We start from the raw sequence: 21,224 nt of genomic DNA on the forward strand, positions 1-21,224 counted from the left end.
GTTCGCCGTGCCCACTCATGACTGCGCCATGCGCGACGCACACTGTGTCATGATTCGCTCTCTTCGTTCGCTCATGACCCGCCCCGCGCGCGCATGACGCGCTCACGACCCGCCGTAACGGGCCCGGCCGCCGACCGCGGCGACGGCGACGGCGAGCAGGGCGAAGACGCCGGTCAGCACGATCAGGCCGATGGTCAGCGAGACGTAGCCCTGACCTCGGGGATCGATGAACGGATACGGGTACCAGTCCACGATCGGACCGCGGATCAGCGTGTAGACGCCATAGACCAGCGGATAGATCAACCACAGCGCCACCAGCCGCGGCGACAGCGCGACCCGCACCCGCGATGGCACCAGCACCCAGTCGGCGACCAGCACGATCGGCAGCACCCGGTGCAGGATGTCGTTGATCCAGCGATCGGTCAGCATCACGTCGATGTTCGCCAGCAGCACCGCGTAGACCACGGCGGTGATGAGCAGATACAGGGTGGCAGCGCCGCGTAGCACCTGCCAGCGGTGCCCCCGCGGATCGCGCAGGCCGCCGATCAGCAGCACGACCACCCCGATGACGTTCGACTCAATGGTGAAGAAGCTGAAGTAGTTTCCCGTGGAAAACGCCGCCTCGTGCAGGTTGCGCAACGGGATCCAGGCCAGCGCGACGATGCCGAGCACACCGAAGGCCACCCGCAGAATCCGATAGAACAAAGCCGTGCCCGTATCGGCGCTCATCGCCCGATCCTCGCATATCAGCCCCCATTTCCCCGGCAGATCAGGACGAGCCGCACAGCGGGGACAACCCGGGCGCGCCGCCTGCCGGAAATTCCGGTTGCCGTGCTTCGCTAGGCTTGACGATGCGATGACCAGGACAGCTGATACCGGACCCCGCGAGCTCCGCACCCGCCTGGCGAATCTCTCCCTCCGCGACGAATACCGGCTGCGCCGCCGGCTCGACCGGGCGCGCGGCGCCGACCTCGCCGCGGTCGAGGCGGAGATCGCCGCCGCGGAACTGCGCGTCGAGGCTCGCCGCGCGGCCGTGCCGCGGATCGGCTATCCGGAGCAGCTGCCCGTCACCCAGCGCCGCGACGACATCGCCGCCGCGATCGCCGCGCATCAGGTGGTGATCGTGGCAGGCGAGACGGGCTCGGGCAAGACCACCCAGATCCCGAAGATCTGCCTCGAACTCGGCCGCGGCATCCGCGGCACGATCGGCCACACCCAGCCGCGCAGGCTCGCCGCGCGCACCGTCGCCGAGCGCATCGCCGAAGAACTGGGCACCGAACTCGGCGACGTCGTCGGCTACACGGTCCGGTTCACCGACCACGCCTCCGACCGCACACTGATCAAGCTGATGACCGACGGCATCCTGCTCGCCGAGATCCAGCGCGACCGGCTGCTGCGCCGCTACGACACGATCATCATCGACGAGGCGCACGAACGCAGCCTCAACATCGACTTCCTGCTCGGGTATCTCAAACAGCTGCTGCCACGCAGGCCCGACCTGAAGGTGATCATCACCTCCGCGACCATCGATCCCGAGCTGTTCGCCCGGCACTTCGCCGACGAAAAGGGCACGCCCGCACCGATAGTCGAGGTCTCGGGGCGGTCCTATCCGGTCGAGCTGCGTTACCGGCCGCTCTCGCTCGAACTGCCCGGCGACGACGAGGACGACGAGGACACCACGGTGGTGGACCGCGACCCGGTCGACGCCATCGGCGACGCGGTCACCGAGCTCTTCGCCGAGGGCGACGGCGACGTGCTGGTGTTCCTCTCCGGTGAACGCGAGATCCGTGACGCCGCGGACGCTTTGCGTGATCTGAAGCTGCCGCGCACGGAGATCCTGCCGCTGTACGCCCGCCTGTCCACCGCCGAGCAGCACCGGGTGTTCGCACCGCATCCGGGACGCCGGGTGGTGCTGGCGACCAACGTCGCGGAGACCTCGCTGACGGTGCCGGGCATCCGCTACGTCATCGACCCCGGCACCGCGCGCATCTCGCGCTATTCGATGCGCACCAAGGTGCAACGTCTGCCGATCGAGAAGGTGTCGCAGGCCTCGGCGCGCCAGCGGGCCGGTCGCTGTGGCCGCGTCGCCGACGGCATCTGCATCCGGCTCTACTCCGAGGACGACTTCGAGGCCAGGCCCGCGTTCACCGAGCCGGAGATCCTGCGCACCAACCTGGCCGCCGTCATCCTGCAGATGACCGCGCTCGGGCTCGGTGACATCGAGAACTTCCCGTTCGTTGAGGCGCCGGACCGGCGGGCGATCCGCGACGGCATCGCGCTGCTAGAGGAGCTCGGCGCGCTGGGCAGGCGGTCCGACGCCAAGTCGGGAGCCGAATCACGCACCGACGACCACGGATTGACGCTCACCCCGATCGGCCGGGACATGGCGCAGTTGCCGGTCGACCCGCGCATGGCCAGGATGCTGGTCGAGGCGCACGGCACCGGTTGCCTGGCCGAGGTGCTGATCATCGTGGCGGCGCTATCGATCCAGGATGTGCGCGAACGCCCGGCCGATCATCAGCAGGCCGCCGACGCCAAGCACGCCCGATTCGTCGTCGAAGGCTCGGATTTCCTTGCCTACCTTCGGCTCTGGGACTATCTGACCGAGCAGCGCAAGTCGCTGTCGTCGAATCAGTTCCGGCGGATGTGCCGGGAGGAGTTCCTGCACTACCTGCGCATCAGGGAGTGGCAGGACCTGCACGGGCAGTTGCGCACGATCACCAAGGGCCTCGGCTGGTCTGCCGATGGCACCGAACAGGATTCGGGCCGGTCGCGGGCGGGCGAAGGCGAGGCGCGTGCGCGGCGTGCGGATCAGGGTGCGGCCGGAAACGGTGCGCGCCGTGGGCAATCCGATAGCCCGGGGCGCGGTCGCGGGCCCCGTCATGGCAGCGCTTCGGCCGCGCGGCGGGACACCGACCCGGCCCGGGGCGGGCCGAAACGGGGACGCCGGGGCAACGTGCCGCAGGCCGCGCACCGCGCGGCGCTCGAATCCGACGACATGCCTTGGGATTCCGTCGGCATCCATCAGGCCCTGCTGGCGGGTATGCTCTCGCACATCGGTGTGCGCGAGGCGGAATCACGCGAGTTCCTCGGTGCGCGCAACGCGAAGTTCATGATCTTCCCCGGTTCGTCGCTGGCGAAGAAACCACCGCGCTGGGTGATGGCGGCCGAACTGGTCGAGACCTCGCGCCTGTGGGGCCGGATGGCGGCCAAGGTGGAACCGGAGTGGGCCGAACGGCTCGCCGGCGATCTGGTGAAACGTACCTATTCCGAGCCGCATTGGTCGGCCAAGCGCGGTGCGGCCAGCGCCTACGAGCGGGTCACCCTCTACGGCATCCCGCTCGTGACCGGCAGGCAGGTCGACTACGGCCGGATCGACCAGGAGCTCTCGCGCGAGCTGTTCCTCCGGCACGCGCTGGTGCAGGGCGAGTGGCAGACCCGCCACGAGTTCTTCCATCGCAATCGCGAATTGATCGACGACGTCGCCGATCTGGAGCATCGCGCGCGCCGCCGCGACATCCTGGTCGACGACGACGTGCTGTTCGAGTTCTATGACAAGCGAGTGCCCGCCGACATCGTCTCGGTGCGGCATTTCGACAAGTGGTGGAAGGGCGCGTCCCGCAAAGACCCCGCGTTGCTCGACTTCTCCACCGCCACCGTGATCAACGAGAACGCCGCGGCACTCGACCCATCCGACTTCCCCGACGCGTGGCGTCAGGGCGAACTCAGCTTCCCGCTGACCTATCAGTTCGAGCCGGGTCAGGAGGAGGACGGCGTCACCGTGCGCATCCCGGTGGAACAGCTCGCGCACGTGCGCGCGGTCGGCTTCGACTGGCTGGTGCCGGGCATGCGCGACGAACTGGCCGCGGCGTTGATCAAGACCCTGCCGAAGGCGATGCGCCGCAGTGTCGTTCCCGCACCGGATTTCGCGGCCGCGGCACTGGCCGCACTCACCCCGCGCGCGGAGCCGCTGCGCACCGGGCTGGCGCGGGAACTCTCGCGCCTGGGCTCGATCACCATCGACCCGAGCGACCTGGACCCGAGCGCGCTACCCGATCATCTGCGGATGACGTTCGCGGCCGTCGACGCCCAGGGCCGGGTGCTGGCCAGCGGCAAGAGCCTGCAGGCGTTGAAAACCCGCTTGGCCGAACAGGTCTCCGCCTCGGTGGCGCGGGCGACCGCGGGCGCCGAACGCGCGCCCGCCGCCGTGTGGACCTCGGAGTCGCTCGGCACGATCGAGCCGACGGTGCGGCGCGAGGTCGCGGGACAGACCGTTACCGGCTATCCCGCGCTGGTGCCCGAGGGCGACGGCGTGGCCGTGCGCGTGCTCAGTTCGCCTGCCGCGCAAGCCAGTGCGATGCGGGCGGGCACCCGTGCGCTGGTGCTCAACGCCATACCGACCTCGGTGCGCACCGTCACCGCGAGCCTGCCGCCCACGGATCGGCTTGCGCTGAGCCAGAATCCGTACGGGTCGATCGAGGCGCTGGTCGAGGACTGCCGGGCGGCGGCCGCCGACGAGCTCATCGCCGCGGCGGGCGGGCCTGTGCGCAACCCCGACGATTTCACCGCGCTGGTCGCGAGGATCCGGCCGGATCTCACGTCCGCGGTCGCCCGGCTGGTACGCCTGGTCGTCCCGATTCTCGCTGAGGCACACCGGGTCTCGTCCGCGCTGGCCGACACCGCCGAGCGCGATATCGCCGACGACGTGCGCGATCAGCTCGACAATCTGGTCTTCCCCGGATTCGTCTCCGAGTGGGGCAGCACCCGATTACGCGAACTCCCGCGGTATCTACAGGGCGCGCGCGTCCGACTGGAGGCCCTGCCCGGCTCCGCGGTCCGTGACCGGCAGAGCATGGTCGAGCTCGATCGCGCCCTCGCCGCCTACGACCGCCTCGTCAACGCCCTGCCGGAGAATCGCCGAGCCACCGCGGCCGTCACCGAGATCTGGTGGATGCTGGAGGAATTCCGGGTCAGCCTCTTCGCGCAGAAGCTCGGCACCCCATACCCGGTGTCCGCCAAGCGCATCGAGCGCGCCATCGCCGCGGTCCGCCGCTAGGCCCCGTGCCATAGGTCCGGCTGGATACGCCGCGGTTCAGCTCGTCGCCCGGCAAGGCGGAGGGCCTGACCACCGCGACAGGGTCGGCGGTCGGGTTCGAGCACGCCGGGTGGGCGCGGCTTCCGGTGCGGGACAGGCGACTACTCGGCGGACACCATGGCGGCGTCGGCTCGGGCCTGGCGCATCTCTCTGATCTCGCGTTCGAAATCCTCCGCGGAGGTGAACGAGCGGTACACCGACGCGAAGCGCAAGTAGGCGACCTCGTCCAGGTCGCGCAGCGGACCGAGGATGGCCAGGCCGACCTCGTGGCTCGGCACTTCCGGAGAACCCTTGGCGCGCACGGCGTCTTCCACCTTCTGCGCGAGCAGGTTCAGTGCGTCGTCGTCGACCTCGCGGCCCTGGCAGGCGCGGCGCACACCGCGAATGACCTTCTCCCGGCTGAACGGCTCGGTGACGCCACTGCGCTTGACCACGGACAGGATCGCGGTTTCCACGGTGCTGAACCGCCGCCCACAGTGCGGGCACGCGCGGCGACGGCGGATGGCCGCGCCTTCGTCGGCCTCACGCGAGTCCACCACCCGGGAGTCTGGGTGTCGGCAGTACGGGCAATGCATCCGAGAGATCCTTCGTCGATGCGAGTGCTCGCGGCCGGCCCGGCTACCGATCGGGGTGACCGTCCCGGCGAGCACGTGTACAGGGGCCTAGACCCCGGCACCAGGTAAACCTCAGACGATACGCGGAATACCTGCATAGCACTTCGAGGATACCTGTCCGGGCCCCCGGGTCGTCGCACTCACCCCGGTAGCACCACCGTCATCGGCCCGTACGGGCGCACTCAGCCGAGCACCTGCCACTGCGAGGTCAGGTCGGCGATCAACTCGGGCAGGCGCGGAATGAGCCGCCCTCGGGCGAGTTTGTTCCAGAACGGCTCGCCGAGCACGGCGGGCCCGAGCACCGGGTTCTGTTCCAGGTCGATGTGGCGCGGCACGAGGTCACCGGTGATGTAGGTCCACCGCGTGTCGCGGTCGGCCCAGTTGAAGTCGGGCAGCGGGGTGCGCAGCGTGAGTGTGCGGCCACCGAGCTCGGCACGGACCGTCGTCGGCGCGAACACGCCGGGCGCGCGCACGCCGGGGACGGCGGGCTTGCCCGCGATCGTGCTCACGTAGGTGAGCACGCGCCCGATCGGGGCACGGCCGGCCGAGGTCTCGTCCCACTGGTCGGCGATCACCCGGTTCTGTTCGCGATCGGTCATCCGTATCAGCGCGTCGATGTAGCCGTCCTGCGTGCCGCGCGCGATCGACTGCCACGCGGTGTGGATGTCGGCGTCGAGTATGCCCGCCTCAGTCATCTCGTCGATCCCGCGCATGCCGAGCGCCACGTACGCCTCGTGCATCGGAACCAGGTCGGTGAAGATGTGCTTCTGCATGATCATCAGCCGGGTCTGGTACCAGGCGACGTCTTCGGCGCTGAGCCGGGCGCCCTCGGCGGCGAGCAGGGCGATATCGGAAGGCAACGCGCGCACCAGCTCCGGTGGCGTGTTGCGCAGCAGATCGGCGACCGCGTTGCCGAGCTGATGGATGCCGGGCACGTCGAGCACCACACCCACGTCGCTCATGTCGAAGAAGCCGGAGGCGAACGAGCCGCCCGCGATCCCGGCCAGCCCGGCCCAGTAGAACTCCGGATGCTGCGTGGTCAGCCGCAGATAGTTGACGTACACCTGGTTGAAGGTGCGTTCGTTGGCCCGCACGCCGCGCGCCGGATCCCAGCCCGCCAGGTCGATATCGGCGTTGCGCGTCGCCACCACCAGCCAGTACTGGTGCAGCAGCGTCGCGTACCGGCGCGGCGGCACCCCGTCGGCTCGCGCCTGCTCGAGGGCCGCGGACAACGTCGGTTCGTCAAGGGGCAGCGCCGGATTCAGTCCACCGCCGCCCGCGCCGTCTCCGTTGACCGCGGGCAGCTCGAGCAATGTCGTGTAGGCGGGCGTCGCGTGCGCGGCCGGCATCGCACCGATCCCGAACACGAGACACAGGGCGAGCCCGGCGATTCCGACAAGAAGCCGGACCGAGCGTCCGGTGGTGGCGATCTGCGTCATTGCTGGCTGTCCCGAGTTCGCTCGTCCGACGAAGGCCACGTCTGGCAAGGACCCCTGCCAGATCGCGTGCCAGCACACTAGCAACATGTCCCAGACAGCAATCGACAATTCCGGCCACTTTGCGGGCCGATAACCCGAATTCCTTCGTCGGTGCGACCACACCGCCGCACCACAAGCCGAAACCCATCACCTCTGTCGCGGCCCCACCACCTCCCCCTGCGAAGCGGTGCGGCCGGACGCTCAGCGCGGCGCCGGAAGTTCCTGAGGCAGAAGCGGTCCCGATTCTCCGTCGACCGAAAGGGAGTGACCGGGGGCGGGGACGGTCTCGGCACCCCAGTCGCCCGCGCGCAGGTGCGCGAGGGTGAGCAGGGTGGCGACGACCAGGGCGCTCAGCAGGGCCGCGATCGCCAGCACCGCGAAACCGACCTGCGCCTGCTCGACGAGTTCACCGGGGTGCGCGCCGCGAGCCCGGCGCACCGCGGAAGTCCTTGTGCCACGGTCGTACACGGCGACACCGCCGGGGCGCGCGCCGGGCGGGCGGCGATCGACCACGGAGCGCGTCGAGTCCAGGGTCCGGGTACGCAGGGTGCCGCGATGCACCCGGGGCACGGTCGCGAAGGCCTGATCGATCTCCTCGGCACCGACCTCGCGAGGATCGAGCGCGAGGCCGTCGCCGACACGCAACGCGACACTCTTGCGTGTCGCGTCGATCTCCGTCTTGATATCGCTGATCGCAGTGCTCATCGGACAAACCTCCGTGGTGGGTGCTCCGTCTGTGGTCGAGCTGATTCGGTTGAGCTGGGCGTTTCGGTAGGACCGGACGCTTCGGTAGCGCCGATATCCGGTGCCGCTGGTGGGTGCCATGTTCGATGCTGTTCGCTCAGGTGTTCGAAGAACTGATGTTCGATTTCTACCACGACCCACCGACAAAGTCAGTAGAAACGCCCGACACTCCTCGAACAGATGTTTGAAACATGGGCACGACCGGTCTAGATTCAGAAAGACGAAATTCTCGACAGGCCGAGCACGAGATTTGCCGGGCAATGGATCCGCCCGGACACAGCAAGGAAGGGCGGTTGCGGTGAGGCACACAGACGACACGGGCGACGAGAGCGAAGGCGGCGCCGACTCGGCGATTTCCGGGGCGGATCTCACCGTGCGTCAGCGCAAAGTGCTGGAGGTGATCCGCAGCTCGGTCAGCGAGCGCGGTTACCCGCCGAGCATCCGCGAGATCGGTGACGCGGTCGGGCTGACCTCCACCTCCTCGGTCGCGCACCAGCTACGCGCCTTGGAGCGCAAGGGATTCCTGCGGCGCGACCCGAATCGCCCACGCGCGGTGGACGTCCGCGGCCTGGACGAGGTGGGGCGCGCGGTCACCAGCCTGCACGTCGCCCCGGTCGACGACACCGACGGCGCCACCGCCGATTCCGGCAAGCCGACCCCGACGTTCGTGCCGGTGCTCGGCCGGATCGCCGCCGGTGGCCCGATCCTGGCCGAGCAGGCGGTGGAGGACGTGTTCCCGCTGCCGCGCGAATTGGTCGGCGAGGGTTCGCTGTTCCTGCTGAAGGTCGTCGGCCAGTCGATGATCGACGCCGCCATCTGCGACGGTGACTGGGTGGTGGTGCGCCAGCAGAACGTCGCCGACAACGGCGACATCGTCGCCGCGATGATCGACGGCGAGGCCACAGTGAAGACGTTCAAGCGCACCGGCAAGGACGTCTGGCTGATGCCGCACAACCCGGTGTTCGAGCCGATCCCCGGTAACGACGCACAGGTGCTCGGCAAGGTCGTCACGGTGATCCGCAAGATCTGACCGCCCCCGACACGCGAACGGCCGCACGGTGATCCGTGCGGCCGTTCGCAGCTATCGCACATGCCCGTTCACAGCACATTGCCAGGATGCGCCCAGGGGCCGCACCGCTGTACCGGTCATGCTCCTGCGGTGACCGCGATCAGCGCCGCCCACCGCGACCGACGCCACGACACCGGGCGAGTCGCCACCGGCGCACTGGCTGATCGTTGCGGCAAGCACCGAGTCAGGAGAGCTAGCCGGCCCGCGCGGACGCGCTCTCAGACGGCTGAGCACGCCTGGCTTGTCCTTCCGGCGTCAGGCCACGTCGGGAAGCTCGATAAGCGGCTCTTCGTGCGTTGTGTCGATCACCAGCGGCCTGGAGTATCCCGTCGCGGCGTCCGCCGCTGGGGCGGGGCGTTTGTGGTGATCGGTCCGGAGTTGGTGGGCTCGCTATGGGTTCGATGCGTCAGGGGCTCGCCGATGGCGCTCTGCTCACGCATCAGACAGACGAACGGTGAGGTGCCAGTCCATTTGGCCCGTGAATCCAGGGCCGCCGCGCACGATGAGCGCGTAGTCGGCGGTGGCGGACGTGCGAAGGGGTGGCCCGGATCTACTGTCCGCCCCGCTATGGTCGCGGCACCCCTGGTCTCGAGGTCGTCTAGCACGAATCGGCATCGCGACCGCTGAACCCCGCCTTCGTCGCGGCCGGTGCGCTCGCATTCGGTGTGGTGCTGCTCCTCGTTGCGTTCGCGCACCTCAACCGCATGCCGGGCTGGGCCGACAACTACGGTGCGATCCTGGTCTACATCGTGTTCTTCCTCTACATGTCCATCGCCGGCCGACTCACCTGGTGGGGCATCGACACCATCTACACTCGCCTCAAAGAGGGCCGGAGCGGGCAGTGAACGCCGTACGACCCGCGGCCGCCGCGCTGGTGGCGGGCGTTGCGGGCTTGGCCGTCGGCCTCCTCCCGCTCACCACTCCCACCGCCGCCGCAGTGCCGTGCGCTGCTGACCGGCGCGGCCGGATTCGTCGCGGGCGGAAGGTTGCGCGGTTCTCAGCAGGGCAACTCGTCGAGCAGGTTCGGTGGGTTGATCAAGCAGGTCAACAGCAAACCCGAAGCGAGCGCGGGCGGCGGCGGAACTCGCCCGGGGACCGGCCAATCATCGATGGGCACAATGGGATTGCTTACCGGTGTCGACCCGGTCCCGCAGCAACAGCCCGGCGTCGCCGCGTTGCCTGACGTCATCGACATCGTCAACCAGGGCACCCCCGCGCCCGGAACCGGCAGGGCACTGCCCAGCGGAACCGATGTCTATACCGATCCCAGAGGCTCCAGCACGCAATGGTCAACGCCTGGCGGGCAATCGTTCTCCACGGAGACAACCTCGCCGCGGACACCGCCACCGTCTTCGGCCCAGCAGCCTTCGGTGACACCACAGCAATTGACCGGTCTCGAACCGATGCCGGCACAGCAGCAAGGACCGATGGACCTGATCGACGTCCTCGCCTTGACCAAGCAAGGCCCGATCAAGCCGAACACGACAACAGAACTACCCAGCGGCTACACCATCGAGAACACAACCACGACCACTGAAAACGGAGTAACGGTCAGCACCAACACCTACCGATACCCCGGCGCTGACACAATCAGCCGAACCGAATACACCCGCACCTTCAACGAACCGTTCAACGGCGAAGGAACTTCCTACGACGCCACGGTCGATGAAAACGGCAATATCACCTCCGTCACCGTGCACGGTTCAACGACGATCAAACAGATCCTCTTCAATCCCGACCACTCCTACACCGTCACCGGCATCGACGGCACCACACAACGCTTCGACCCCACCGGCAAGCCGATCAAGACCCCCCCGGCCGAACTCGACGACCCCCGATCACAAGCCACCAAAGACTGGCTGAAAGAAGGCTGGCACACCGCCACCAGCCTCAACCGCTTCATCCAAAACCTACAAGGCACCCATGGCGTCGACGGACTCAAAGACGACGCCGAAACCGTCGGCAACGCAGCCACCGCCTATGGCCAATGGGCACTGAAAAACAAAGACAATCCCACCGCCAACGCCGAAATCCTCGCCCGATTCGGTCAGAAACTGTTCCGCTACGACGAACTCGTCGAATACGGCCCCCAATACTGGCAGCAGAAAATGGGCCTCGACATCGGCGCCGCTGTCATCGGCGGTGAATTGGGCGGCGTCGTCGGCAGGTTGTCAAGGGTGGGCGAACAGGCGGCCGACGGTATCAACGGGGGTGTCAGGGCACTCGAGTTCGGCGAAGGTAGAGGTCGGCCACCATCTTCGACCGGACCTGGAGCACAGCTGCGCGTTCCCTCGCCCCCGGCAAATCGCCCAGGGCAGCTCACGGGACCGGAGGAAGCGGCACCGAACTCCACACCAGCTGGCACGGGGCAACCCGGCCGAGCTGGTACCGGCGAAGCAATGCCCCACCGTGAAACGGAACCGGGAGCTGGCAACCTCGAAGGCCTGACCGCGACAGAACAATCAATCGCCCAAGCGGCCATCGACCTCATGAACTCACCAGACTTCGCCCGAATCACCGAAGCGGTCGCCAATGGCCAAGAGTCGACTTTGAACATCAACGGCTATCGCGTACAGTTCGAGCCGGATATTCCATCAGGTTTCGGATTCCGTGCGATGACATTCTTCGAGAAGAATGGGTGGACGTTCGCGGGAGATGCGTTCGAGTCCATGGATGAACTTGCAAAGACGGTCGCTCAAGAGATGTACCGCCTGAACACTTCAACAATTCGGGAGGGTGAGATCACTGAAGCGTTGTCCGAGCTGGCAAAGAGAGAGTCCGGCGATGCGGCAGCCTTCGCAGAAAAGGCTTATCAAGTAATCCTCGGAGGACTAAGTGGATGAAATCATGTCTGATGGATGGCTTAAGGTTATAAAAGAGATCTCGAAAGGTAGACTGAATGGAATTCGCTGCCCGGAGAACGCTGATGATTTTCTGGTGATCACCTGGATTCCCACATCATCCGACGGTAGCGGCACTTACGATATTCGGTGCCCAGGATGCGGAATCCATCGAACACTGTCGAAAGGGCCATCTCAGACGGCCGACAGTTAGCCCCGCCGCCGGTACCTTTGCTCTGATTGGGCGAGGGCGACTCGCAATGAAGAGCGGCCGTGACGACCGACGAGTGCGCCCGCATGGTGCCGGAGATCATCGAGCGCTGCGGCGAATTCTTCGATGGCCCGCTGGGGATCCCCATCCCTCACTAGGCAATATCTTGCCCGAACCTGGCGTGCTGTGATGAGTCATCACAGCGATGCCCACATGATTCCGATGGTGGACAAGGTGAGGACGCAGAGGAGCACGCACAGCCGAGCAGTAGTGCCCCAGTTGATCATCGCCTCTCGGACGGTCGCGCCGAGTTCTTTCCATCTGTTGCATCCTGCTGGTCAGTTGCTATCCATTGCACCGGCGAAATGCCAGGTCGTCACGGTCTTCGGCCGGGTTCGGACGTGCTCGGCCGGTTTCGGAGATCGCCGGTTGGTCTCGGACACTGGCGAAGTGCGAACGCACTCGCAGTACCCGACTTCGACGAGCAACTGCAGTGCGCCGTTGCCGAGCTGCCTATGTGATCCTGAGTTGCCAAGGTGACAGCGGCTCGACCTACCTCCCCGAAGCTTGGAGGCGATACGCCGAGTTCGGACAACACCCCGTGTCGCTCAACTGCGCTCGTCGGATGATCGTCACCAGAACAGTCCTACCCGCTCAGCGGGTTCTCTGGTTAGAGGACCAAGACCCAAAGGAGCCTGACCCTGCAAGCACCGATGGTGCGCGCACATCGGTGCGGGCTCAGGCGGTGCCCGTATCTCGATCGCTCAGGCCGCTTGTGGTGGTGCGGGGCGGGGCTGCTAGCGGGTGCGGTGCTCGCGGCGACTCCGGTGATGGCGTTGAGGTTCCGGTTCGACAGCCCGGACGCGGTGATGGTGCTGCTGAGGACCGCGGGGGCCTGCTGCCCGATCCGAGCGCTGTCGCCGCACACTACACGGCCGCGCGCTACGGCGACGTCGCCGTCTACGACCTCACCCACCCGAATCCATGACGGCGGGCGCGGACGGTGGGATCGTGGGGCCATGGCGACATGGCGTGCGTTCGAGGAGGAGGCCCCGGAACTGGCGGCCGAGGTCAAGCGACGGTTCCTGGCACACGAGACGCATGTGCTCGCGACGCTGCGACGGGACGGTTCGCCCCGCGTCAGCGGCTCGGAGGTGGCCTTCCACGGTCCCGATTTGACCTTCGGGTCGATGCCCGACGCGCGCAAGGCCGACGACCTGCGCCGCGACGGCCGCTGCGCGATCCACGCCCATCCGTCCGACGGTGACGCGAAGATCGCGGGCGTCGCCGAGGAACTCACCGACCCGGCCGCCCGCGCGGCCGCGGGCGCCGAACCCGAGGGCGAGGACTACGCCTTTCGCCTCGAGCTCACCGACGCCGTGCTCACCACGGTCGACCAGGAGCGGCAGCTGCTGATCGTGCGGCTGTGGCGGCCCGGCCGCGGCGTGCACGTCACCGAACGCGCCTGAATCGCACAGCGGCGCGGATGGTCAACGGCGTGAGGAGGTTTCGGCCGGGCTGACATATCGGCTCGACCGACGGCGCGGACCGGAGCCGGGTCAGGTGAGCTGATCCGTTCGGCCCGCGCGCCGATCCGCCTCGTGCGCAGTCGCTTTCGCCATAGCGCTGTGCGCACTCGGCAGGATCGGGACCGGCCCGGGCACTCGCCGAGCAGGCCCGTCATGCCTCGTTCGGGAGTCCTGCCGAAGTTCTCGGAACAGGAACTAAGTCTGGTCGTCGATACCGGCGCCCGGCGCGTTCTTCTGCACCGACTCGATGCCGTTGCGCGCCGCGGACTTGCTCTCGTAGGCCTGACTCGCGGCGATGACCTCGCCGTTCGCGGCCTTCAGCCGCCAGCGGGTCTTCGCCGCCTTATCGGTGAACAGTTCGAATTTCGCGGCCATGACTACCCCTTCCTTCCAACTGGACAACACGTGTCCTTTAGGGAGTAACCGCTCGGTATCAATTCAATCGCGAGCTCCTGACCAGGCACGACGCACTCCTGCCCGGATTCCCCAGTTGTCGCCAGTCGAGATTGCGGTGCGGGTTGTGGTTCTACTTGCAGGACACACTCGATGCTCATTCGTGCGTGAAAGGTCCACTTGATGCGCAGAATCGCACATATCGCCCTTGGTCTCTTGGTCGCCGCGGGCAGCCTGGTCGCTATGCCCGACGCGCTGGCCGACGCGGACTCCGGGCAGCTCGCGGACCTCACCGGCGTCACCGAAGACGGCCCCGTGACGACCTTGCGGTCCGGTGCCGCCGCGGTGCGGGTGAGCTTTCCGCGCACCGGGGCGGTGCGTGTGCGACTGGCGCCCGATGGGAAGTTCACCGACCCCGCGGGCGAGAAGATCGTGTTGCCGACCGATACCGCACCCACTGTCCCGAAACGTGCGGACAAGGGCGACTATTGGGCGCTGTCGGCCGGTCCGGTCACGTTGCGCGCGTACAAGCATCCGCTGCGCCTCGCGCTCTACGACGGCGCCGACAGCAAGCAGATCTGGGCCGAGAAGGCGCCGCTGTCCTGGAAGGGCGACACCACCACGCAGAGTCTGGCCCGCGGGCCGCAGGAGCAGTTCTTCGGCGGCGGTGAGCAGAATGGGCGATTCAGCCACCGGGACCAGACGATCAAGATCTTCGCCGACGACAACTGGAACGACGGCGGCGCGCCGAACTCGCAGCCGTTCTACCTGTCCAGCAACGGATACGGCGTGCTGCGCAACACCTTCACCCCGGGCAGCTACAGCTTCGGCGATACCGTGCGCACCACCCACGACGAGCGGCGCTTCGACGCGATCTACGTCGTCGGCGACGGCCCGAAAGGGGTGATCTCGGCCTACACCGGGCTGGTCGGCCGTCCCTTCCTGCCGCCGATCTACGGGCTGGAGATGGGCGATTCGGACTGTTACCTGCACAACGCGAACCGCGGCGAGCGGCACACCCTCGATGCCGTCGCGATCGCCGAGGGCTACCCGAAAAACGAGATGCCCAACGGCTGGATGCTGGTCAACGACGGCTACGGCTGCGGTTACGAGAATCTGGCGCAGGTCGGAGAAGGGTTGCGCAAGCACAACATGCAGCTCGGCCTGTGGACCGAGGACGGCCTGCCGCACCAGGCCGATGAGGTGAAAGCCGGTGTGCGGGTGCGCAAGCTGGACGTGGCCTGGGTCGGCCCCGGATACCAGTTCGCGCTCGACGGCTGCGACAAGGCGCACAAGGGCATCGAGGAGAACAGCGACGCCCGCGGCTTCGTCTGGACGCCGGTGAGCTGGGCGGGCGCGCAGCGCTGCGCGGTGCTGTGGAGCGGGGACCAGGCCGGGTCCTACGACTACATCCGCTGGCAGATACCGACTTACGCGGGCGCGACGATGTCGGGCATCGCGTACAACACCGGTGACGTCGACGGCATCTTCGGCGGCAGCCCGCAGACCTACACCCGTGATCTGCAGTGGAAAGCGTTCCTGCCCACCATCATGTCGATGGACGGATGGGCACCCAAGGACAAGCAGCCATGGCGCTACGGCGAGCCGTACACCGCGATCAACCGGAAGTACCTGCAGCTCAAGGAAAGACTGCTGCCCTACACCTACTCCTATGCGGTCGAGGCGCATCGTAGCGGCGTCGGCCAGGTCCGGCCGCTCGCGCTGGAGTACCCGAACGACCCGGCGACCTGGGGCGAGCAGGCGCGCTACGAATTCCTTTCGGGCAAGGACTTTCTCGTCGCGCCGATGTATCGCGAGGGCGAGGTGCGCGACGGGATCTATCTGCCGGAGGGCACCTGGGTCGACTACTGGACCGGGCGCACCTGGACCGGGCCGACCACGGTGAACGGCTATCGCGCGCCGCTGGACACCCTGCCGCTGTTCGTCCGGGCGGGCGCGGTGGTGCCGATGTGGGCGCAGGGCACCAAGTCCTGGCAGACCCGCGACCGCGGCGTGCTGGATCTCGACATTTACCCGAAGGGCGAGGGCGGCTTCACGCTGACCGAGGACGACGGTGTGACAAGGGATTACCGCTCCGGCGCGCAAGCCACCCAGAAGTTCACCGTGCGCGCCCCCGCTTCCGGCACCGGCACCGTCGAGGTGACGGTCGGCGCCGCTACCGGGTCATACCGGGACATGCCCGCACAGCGCCGCTACCAGCTCGCGGTGCACACCGCCGCCGCGCCGAACGCCGTGCGGGCCTCGACCGGCCCGCTGCACCGGTATAACAGCCGCGCCGAGCTCGACGCTGCCGAGAGCGGCTGGTGGTTCGACGCGAACGACCGCGGCGGGGTGGTGCGCGTCAAGACCGCGCCGATCGCCGCGCAGGACGCCAGGACAGTGACCCTGACCGGCACCCAGGTGGTGGGCGGATAGCCCGTTGCCGCACCAGAAAGGAAACCCGATGAGAAAGTTCTGCCACGGCGCCGCGGGCGTCCGCCGCTCCGGTCTCCCCGGTTGCGGCGCGCGCTCCGCGGCGCCGCAACCCGCAGACCGGCAGTGCACCACCTGCCGTGCTCCACTTCGATTGCGGTCGAGCACCTTTCACAGCTCCCCTGGCTCACTGGGGAGTTCGTGCAGAGCGCTACCGTGTGACGCCGCACCAGGATGTCCGGACGCCGACGCGAATCCGTCCGACGGTCTCTGAGATATCCACCCGCACAATTGTTCTCGGCTCCAGCTCAGCTCCGACCCGACGGGCCGCCGCGCCGCAAGTGAACGGGAATGCCGATGCCGCGCCCAGCGGCCGTATCGGCGCCAGAGCTGACACCCCACAGGATCTCTCCTGGTCGGTGCGTGTCTGTGCCTCGCGGCTCGAACGGCGCGAGGTAGCCCCATCCAGCCTCACCTCAGGGAGGAACCCCATGCGGTTGGCAAAATTCCCCTGGCTCGCGGCCTCGGTCGCGGCCATTCTGATCGGCGTCTCGACGATACTGGTGACTCTCACCAACGCGACGCCGGCGCTCACCGCCGCCACCGGACCGTCCACCGGTGGCGCCAAGATCGCCTACTTCAACCAGTGGTCGATCTACCAGAACGCCTTCTACCCCAAGCACGTCGACACCTCGGGGATGGCGGGCAAACTCGACTACATCATGTACGCGTTCGCCAACATCCACCCCACCGATCTCACCTGCTTCGAGGCCAACAAGGCCGCGGACCAGAACGAGAACAATCCGAACGCCGGTGACGGGGCGGGTGATTCGTACGCCGACTACGGCAAGACGTTCGACGCGTCGAGCAGCGTGGACGGCACCGCCGACAAGTGGGACGACCCGATCGTCGGCAACTTCAAGCAGTTGAAGCAGCTCAAGGCCAAGCACCCGAACCTGAAGGTGCTGTTGTCCATCGGCGGCTGGACCTATTCGAAGTACTTCTCCGATGTGGCCGCGACCGATGCCGCGCGCAAGAAGTTCGCCTCGTCCTGCATCGACATGTTCATCAAGGGAAACCTGCCGAAGCAGAACGGCTACGGCGGGCCCGGCACCGGTAAGGGCATCTTCGACGGCCTGGATCTGGACTGGGAGTATCCCGGCGGTGGTGGCCATCTCGGCAATCACGCATCGCCGAACGACCGCGCCAACTTCACCCTGCTCACCGAGGAGTTGCGTAAACAGCTCGACGCCCAGGGCGCGGCCGACGGCAAGCGTTACGCGCTGACCGCGGCCGTTGCGGCGGGCCAGGACAAGATCCGCCACTACGACACCGCCAACCTCGGCAAGTACCTCGATCTGGTCAACCTCATGACCTACGACATGCACGGCGCGTGGGATGCCAAGGGGCCGACCAACTTCCAGGATCCGATCTACAGCAGGCCGGACGATCCGATGAACCCGGTCCCGCCGGGCAACGGCAAGTACAACATCGATGCGGCGGTCTCCGCGTGGACCACCGGTGACAGTGCCTACGGCATCCCCGGCGGTTTTCCCGCGAACAAGCTGACCGTCGGATTCCCGTTCTACTACCGCGGTTGGACGGGCGTGCCCGCGGGCAACGAGCACGGTCTGTTCCAGCCCGCGACGGGTCCGGCGCCGGGCGCACCGATGTCGGGCAACGTGCCGGGTATCCGGATGTACAAGGAACTGAGCGGGGTCGTCGACAATCCGGCGCGCACCTTCTACGACTCCACCGCGCAGGCCGCCTACTTCTACGACGGCACGAACTGGTGGGGCGGTGACTCACCGCAGTCCATCAAGGCCAAACTGGATTACATGCACTGCAAGGGTCTCGGCGGGGCGATGATGTACTCGCTGGAGAACCTGGACCCGGCGGCGACGCTGTTCAACCATGTCATAAACGGGGTCAACAGTTCTCCCGCGAATTGCGACCCGCCGACGACCACGCCGCCCACCACCACCCCGACGACCACACCACCCACCACCACCCCGACGACCACACCACCCACCACCACCCCGACGACCACACCACCCACCACCACCCCGACGACCACACCCCCGACGACGACGCCGACCTCGACGACCACCACCCCGCCCACCACGACGCCGCCCGCGGGTAGCGGTGTGGTGAACGGGGACTTCGAGAGCGGCACGTTGTCCCCGTGGTCGTGCGCGGGCGCGCTCGGCGCGATCGTCAGCACCCCGGTGCACGGCGGCAAGAACGCGTTGGGCGGCACGCCGAGCGACAGCGACAACGCCCGCTGCGAGCAGACGATCGCGGTCGAACCGGGTCGCACGTACACGCTCTCGGCGTGGGTGAACGGCAACTACGTCTACCTCGGCGCCTCCGGCACCGGCACCAGCGACGCGTCCACCTGGACGCCGAGCACCGGCGGTAGTTACCAGCAGTTGTCGACCCAGTTCACCACCGGCGCCTCGACCAAGAGCGTCACGATCTGGCTGCACGGCTGGTACGGGCAGGGCAGGTACAGCGTGGACGACGTCACGGTGAAGTAGCAGGAACCGCGACGGAAGTGGGCCTCGCCGCGGCGAGGCCCACTTTCGCGTGTCAGGGCGCGGCCAGCGCCCGGTCGGCGAGCGCGGCGAGCACCGGCGTGAGCGCCTTCGCGTAGGTGACCGTCAGGTGGTTGTCGTCGCGATAGATCAGCGCGTTGCCGGTGATGAGCGGGCAGCGCCGCGCGGTGCAGAACAGCTCGGTGAGGTCGGCGTACTGCGCGCCGCCCGCCGTGACCGCCGTGCGCTCGGCCGCGATGCCCGCGTCGTCCACCGCGACCGGTCGCGCGGGCGCGCACGCGACGGCGTCGTCGAGGTGGGCGGACAGGCACGTCGGTGCGGTGCTGTGCGGGTCCGGAATCGGGCCGAGCACCAGAACGGTCGCGCCGGTCGCACGCAGCCGCGCGGTCAAGCGGGTCAGGCTGTCGGTCCAGGCCTGGTCGTAGGTGGTGAAGCCGAAGTCGCCGCCGTAGCGGCGCGACATGCTCACCACGATCAACCGCGGGCGCTCGGCCCGCAGCCGGTCCATGACCTCGCCGCGCCACCGCACACATTCGGTGTACTCCCGGTCCAGGTACGGACTGGTGATGGGCAGTTCGAGCAGCGGGCAGGTGACCTTGCTCATCGTCTCCAGCCGCCACTGTCGTTGCGCGGCAATCTGTTCGAAGGCCGGGCTCCACATCGCGGCGTGCGAGTCGCCGACCAGCGCCACCCTGGTCGCCGAACCGGGATCGCCCGCAACGCATTCGGGCTGGCCCACGTCGAGCCAGGAACGCACGCAACCGTTGCCGAACACCTTCGCCTTGTCGCCGGGCGCGTCGGCCAGCGATGGGTCGAGATTCGAAGGAACGGACCGCAACTCGGCCGATGCCGCGATCGCCGCCTGTACCTGTTCGGTCAGCTGTCGCACGCTCACCTCGTGCGGATCGGCCGGACCAGTCGCCGCGGCAGCGGGTGCGCTCGTCACGGTGAGCGCGTCCGCCGCCGCGCCGCGCCCCACCGGCGCGGGCACGAGCGCGAGCAACGCCACCGCCACACAGACCACCGCCGCGGTGACCACACCGCCGCAGACCAGACTGAACGCCGGCGAGCGGCGCAGCGCCACCGCGAACCGGACCGGATCCTCGACCAGCCACAGGGTCAGCATGGCCAGGCCCGCGGATACCGCGACCGCGCCGAGCACACCGATCGTGCCGAGCCCGTGCCCGAGCAGCCGGGGCGCGAGCAGCAACACCGGCCAGTGCCACAGATACCACGAATAGGACAGCCGCCCGATCGCCCGCAACGGCGCGGCGGACAGCACGCGGCCGACGCCGTGGCGCGGCGCGGCACAGCCCGCGGCGATAAGTGCCGCCGCGCCGAGAACCGGTAGCAGCGCGGCGATTCCGGGGTAGGGCGTGTGCTCGTCGAGACAAAGGTAGGCGAGGACGATCGCGCCGAGCCCGAGCCAGCCCAGGCCAGCGGCAACCAGTTCGGGCAGCCGCCGCCACACCGGGATCGAGAGGGCCACCAACCCACCGGCGGCCAATTCCCAGGCTCTGGCGGGCAGCGTGAAGAACGCCCAGGGCGGCAGCGTGCGGGTCCAGTGCAGTGCCAGCGCGAACGACACCGCCGCGATGAAAGCGAGGGCGATCGCGTACGGGACCGGTGTAGCGCCTGCCGCGCGTCGGCGCGCGAGACACCAGGCGAGGCCGACGAGCAGAGCGGGCCACAGCAGATAGAACTGTTCCTCGACGCCGAGCGACCAGTAGTGCTGAAACGGTGACGGCGGCGCATCGGCGGCAAGGTAGTCGGTGCCCTGCATGGCCAGCCGTATGTTGCCGACATACATCGCGCCGGCGATCCCATCGCCGAGCACCGTGCGGGCCTGCAACGGCGGTAACGCGGAGACGGCGGCGATCGCGGTCGCGACCAGCACGATGCCCGCGGCGGGCAGCAACCTTCGAGCACGACCGCCATAGAACCGGGCCAGGGCGATCGTGCCGGTCGCCGAGACCTCCCGCCACAGCATGCCGGTGATCAGGAACCCGGAAATCACGAAAAAGACGTCCACGCCCGCGAACCCGCCGCTGACTCCGCCAAGGCCGGTATGGAACGCGATCACCGCGAGCACCGCGACCGCCCGCAATCCCTCGACGTCGGGCCGGAATTGCGCGTGCGATATCCGCGGCACCGAATCGGCCTGCCGAATAACCCGTTCTCGCGTGGCAGTCCGTGTCATGAAATGCATTCTTACCAACGGTTGCCGCCGATGTCCCGACAACTTCCGGCAATTCAAGGC

The 21,224-nt window shown here is 67.7% G+C and carries 13 protein-coding genes; 7 read left to right on the forward strand and 6 right to left on the reverse strand.

What is annotated here, in order from left to right:
• Nucleotides 1-102: 102 nt before the first annotated feature.
• The gene (locus F5X71_RS24365) at nucleotides 103-729 is read right to left on the reverse strand and encodes a Pr6Pr family membrane protein (RefSeq protein ID WP_167464119.1); all 627 of its coding nucleotides are present in this window, start codon (nucleotides 727-729) and stop codon (nucleotides 103-105) included.
• Nucleotides 730-856: 127 nt separating this feature from the next.
• Here F5X71_RS24365 and hrpA point away from each other — a divergent pair, with 127 nt between their 5' ends.
• Nucleotides 857-5,056: an ATP-dependent RNA helicase HrpA gene (gene hrpA, locus F5X71_RS24370; protein WP_167464120.1), complete on the forward strand. Its 4,200-nt coding sequence runs from the start codon at nucleotides 857-859 to the stop codon at nucleotides 5,054-5,056.
• 140 nt (nucleotides 5,057-5,196) lie between these two features.
• Here hrpA and nrdR read toward each other — a convergent pair whose 3' ends face one another.
• The 3 genes from nrdR to F5X71_RS24385 all read right to left on the reverse strand — a co-directional run bounded on the left by nrdR (nucleotide 5,197) and on the right by F5X71_RS24385 (nucleotide 7,892).
• Nucleotides 5,197-5,670, reverse strand: coding sequence for a transcriptional regulator NrdR (gene nrdR, locus F5X71_RS24375; protein ID WP_167464121.1), 474 nt, complete (start codon nucleotides 5,668-5,670; stop codon nucleotides 5,197-5,199).
• A 221-nt stretch (nucleotides 5,671-5,891) separates the two neighbouring features.
• Nucleotides 5,892-7,148, reverse strand: a complete 1,257-nt coding sequence (locus tag F5X71_RS24380) for a hypothetical protein (RefSeq protein ID WP_167464122.1) — start codon at nucleotides 7,146-7,148, stop codon at nucleotides 5,892-5,894.
• A gap of 240 nt (nucleotides 7,149-7,388) precedes the next feature.
• Entirely contained in the window at nucleotides 7,389-7,892 is a 504-nt protein-coding gene (locus tag F5X71_RS24385; protein WP_167464123.1) for a hypothetical protein, read from the reverse strand.
• Between the two features lie 391 nt (nucleotides 7,893-8,283).
• On the opposite strand from F5X71_RS24385, the gene lexA reads away from it, so the two are divergent.
• The 4 genes from lexA to F5X71_RS24405 all read left to right on the forward strand — a co-directional run bounded on the left by lexA (nucleotide 8,284) and on the right by F5X71_RS24405 (nucleotide 13,520).
• A complete protein-coding gene (gene lexA, locus F5X71_RS24390; RefSeq protein WP_167466696.1) occupies nucleotides 8,284-8,961 on the forward strand; it encodes a transcriptional repressor LexA in 678 nt (225 codons plus the stop codon).
• A 707-nt stretch (nucleotides 8,962-9,668) separates the two neighbouring features.
• Entirely contained in the window at nucleotides 9,669-9,845 is a 177-nt protein-coding gene (locus F5X71_RS24395; RefSeq protein ID WP_167464124.1) for a hypothetical protein, read from the forward strand.
• Between the two features lie 186 nt (nucleotides 9,846-10,031).
• Nucleotides 10,032-11,843 (forward strand): hypothetical protein, encoded by a 1,812-nt coding sequence (locus tag F5X71_RS24400; RefSeq protein ID WP_167464125.1) that lies wholly within the window; start codon nucleotides 10,032-10,034, stop codon nucleotides 11,841-11,843.
• Nucleotides 11,844-13,070: 1,227 nt separating this feature from the next.
• Nucleotides 13,071-13,520 carry a pyridoxamine 5'-phosphate oxidase family protein gene (locus tag F5X71_RS24405; protein WP_167464126.1) on the forward strand — a complete coding sequence of 150 codons (450 nt, stop codon included), beginning with the start codon at nucleotides 13,071-13,073 and terminating at the stop codon, nucleotides 13,518-13,520.
• A gap of 255 nt (nucleotides 13,521-13,775) precedes the next feature.
• Here F5X71_RS24405 and F5X71_RS24410 read toward each other — a convergent pair whose 3' ends face one another.
• Complete coding sequence (locus F5X71_RS24410; RefSeq protein WP_167464127.1) at nucleotides 13,776-13,955, reverse strand: YegP family protein; 180 nt, start codon at nucleotides 13,953-13,955, stop codon at nucleotides 13,776-13,778.
• A 201-nt stretch (nucleotides 13,956-14,156) separates the two neighbouring features.
• Between F5X71_RS24410 and F5X71_RS24415 the strand changes: the two genes are divergently transcribed.
• Together F5X71_RS24415 and F5X71_RS24420 are read left to right on the forward strand one after the other, a co-directional pair.
• A complete protein-coding gene (locus tag F5X71_RS24415) occupies nucleotides 14,157-16,409 on the forward strand; it encodes a TIM-barrel domain-containing protein (RefSeq protein WP_203218207.1) in 2,253 nt (750 codons plus the stop codon).
• A gap of 488 nt (nucleotides 16,410-16,897) precedes the next feature.
• On the forward strand, nucleotides 16,898-18,946 hold the full coding sequence (locus tag F5X71_RS24420; RefSeq protein ID WP_167464128.1) for a glycosyl hydrolase family 18 protein: 2,049 nt from the start codon (nucleotides 16,898-16,900) through the stop codon (nucleotides 18,944-18,946).
• Between the two features lie 52 nt (nucleotides 18,947-18,998).
• On the opposite strand, the gene F5X71_RS24425 is transcribed toward F5X71_RS24420, so the two are convergent.
• On the reverse strand, nucleotides 18,999-21,164 hold the full coding sequence (locus F5X71_RS24425; protein ID WP_167464129.1) for an acyltransferase family protein: 2,166 nt from the start codon (nucleotides 21,162-21,164) through the stop codon (nucleotides 18,999-19,001).
• Nucleotides 21,165-21,224: the final 60 nt, after the last annotated feature.

Source organism: Nocardia brasiliensis, assembly GCF_011801125.1.
Classification (GTDB): Bacteria; Actinomycetota; Actinomycetes; order Mycobacteriales; family Mycobacteriaceae; genus Nocardia; species Nocardia brasiliensis_C.

What these genes read in the sequence shown, in the direction of transcription:
- F5X71_RS24365 (WP_167464119.1), bottom strand. Translation starts at nt 729, where the DNA reads ATGAGCGCCGATACGGGCACGGCTTTGTTCTATCGGATTCTGCGGGTG.
- hrpA (WP_167464120.1), top strand. Translation starts at nt 857, where the DNA reads ATGACCAGGACAGCTGATACCGGACCCCGCGAGCTCCGCACCCGCCTG.
- nrdR (WP_167464121.1), bottom strand. Translation starts at nt 5,670, where the DNA reads ATGCATTGCCCGTACTGCCGACACCCAGACTCCCGGGTGGTGGACTCG.
- F5X71_RS24380 (WP_167464122.1), bottom strand. Translation starts at nt 7,148, where the DNA reads ATGACGCAGATCGCCACCACCGGACGCTCGGTCCGGCTTCTTGTCGGA.
- F5X71_RS24385 (WP_167464123.1), bottom strand. Translation starts at nt 7,892, where the DNA reads ATGAGCACTGCGATCAGCGATATCAAGACGGAGATCGACGCGACACGC.
- F5X71_RS24405 (WP_167464126.1), top strand. Translation starts at nt 13,071, where the DNA reads ATGGCGACATGGCGTGCGTTCGAGGAGGAGGCCCCGGAACTGGCGGCC.
- F5X71_RS24410 (WP_167464127.1), bottom strand. Translation starts at nt 13,955, where the DNA reads ATGGCCGCGAAATTCGAACTGTTCACCGATAAGGCGGCGAAGACCCGC.
- F5X71_RS24415 (WP_203218207.1), top strand. Translation starts at nt 14,157, where the DNA reads ATGCGCAGAATCGCACATATCGCCCTTGGTCTCTTGGTCGCCGCGGGC.
- F5X71_RS24420 (WP_167464128.1), top strand. Translation starts at nt 16,898, where the DNA reads ATGCGGTTGGCAAAATTCCCCTGGCTCGCGGCCTCGGTCGCGGCCATT.
- F5X71_RS24425 (WP_167464129.1), bottom strand. Translation starts at nt 21,164, where the DNA reads ATGACACGGACTGCCACGCGAGAACGGGTTATTCGGCAGGCCGATTCG.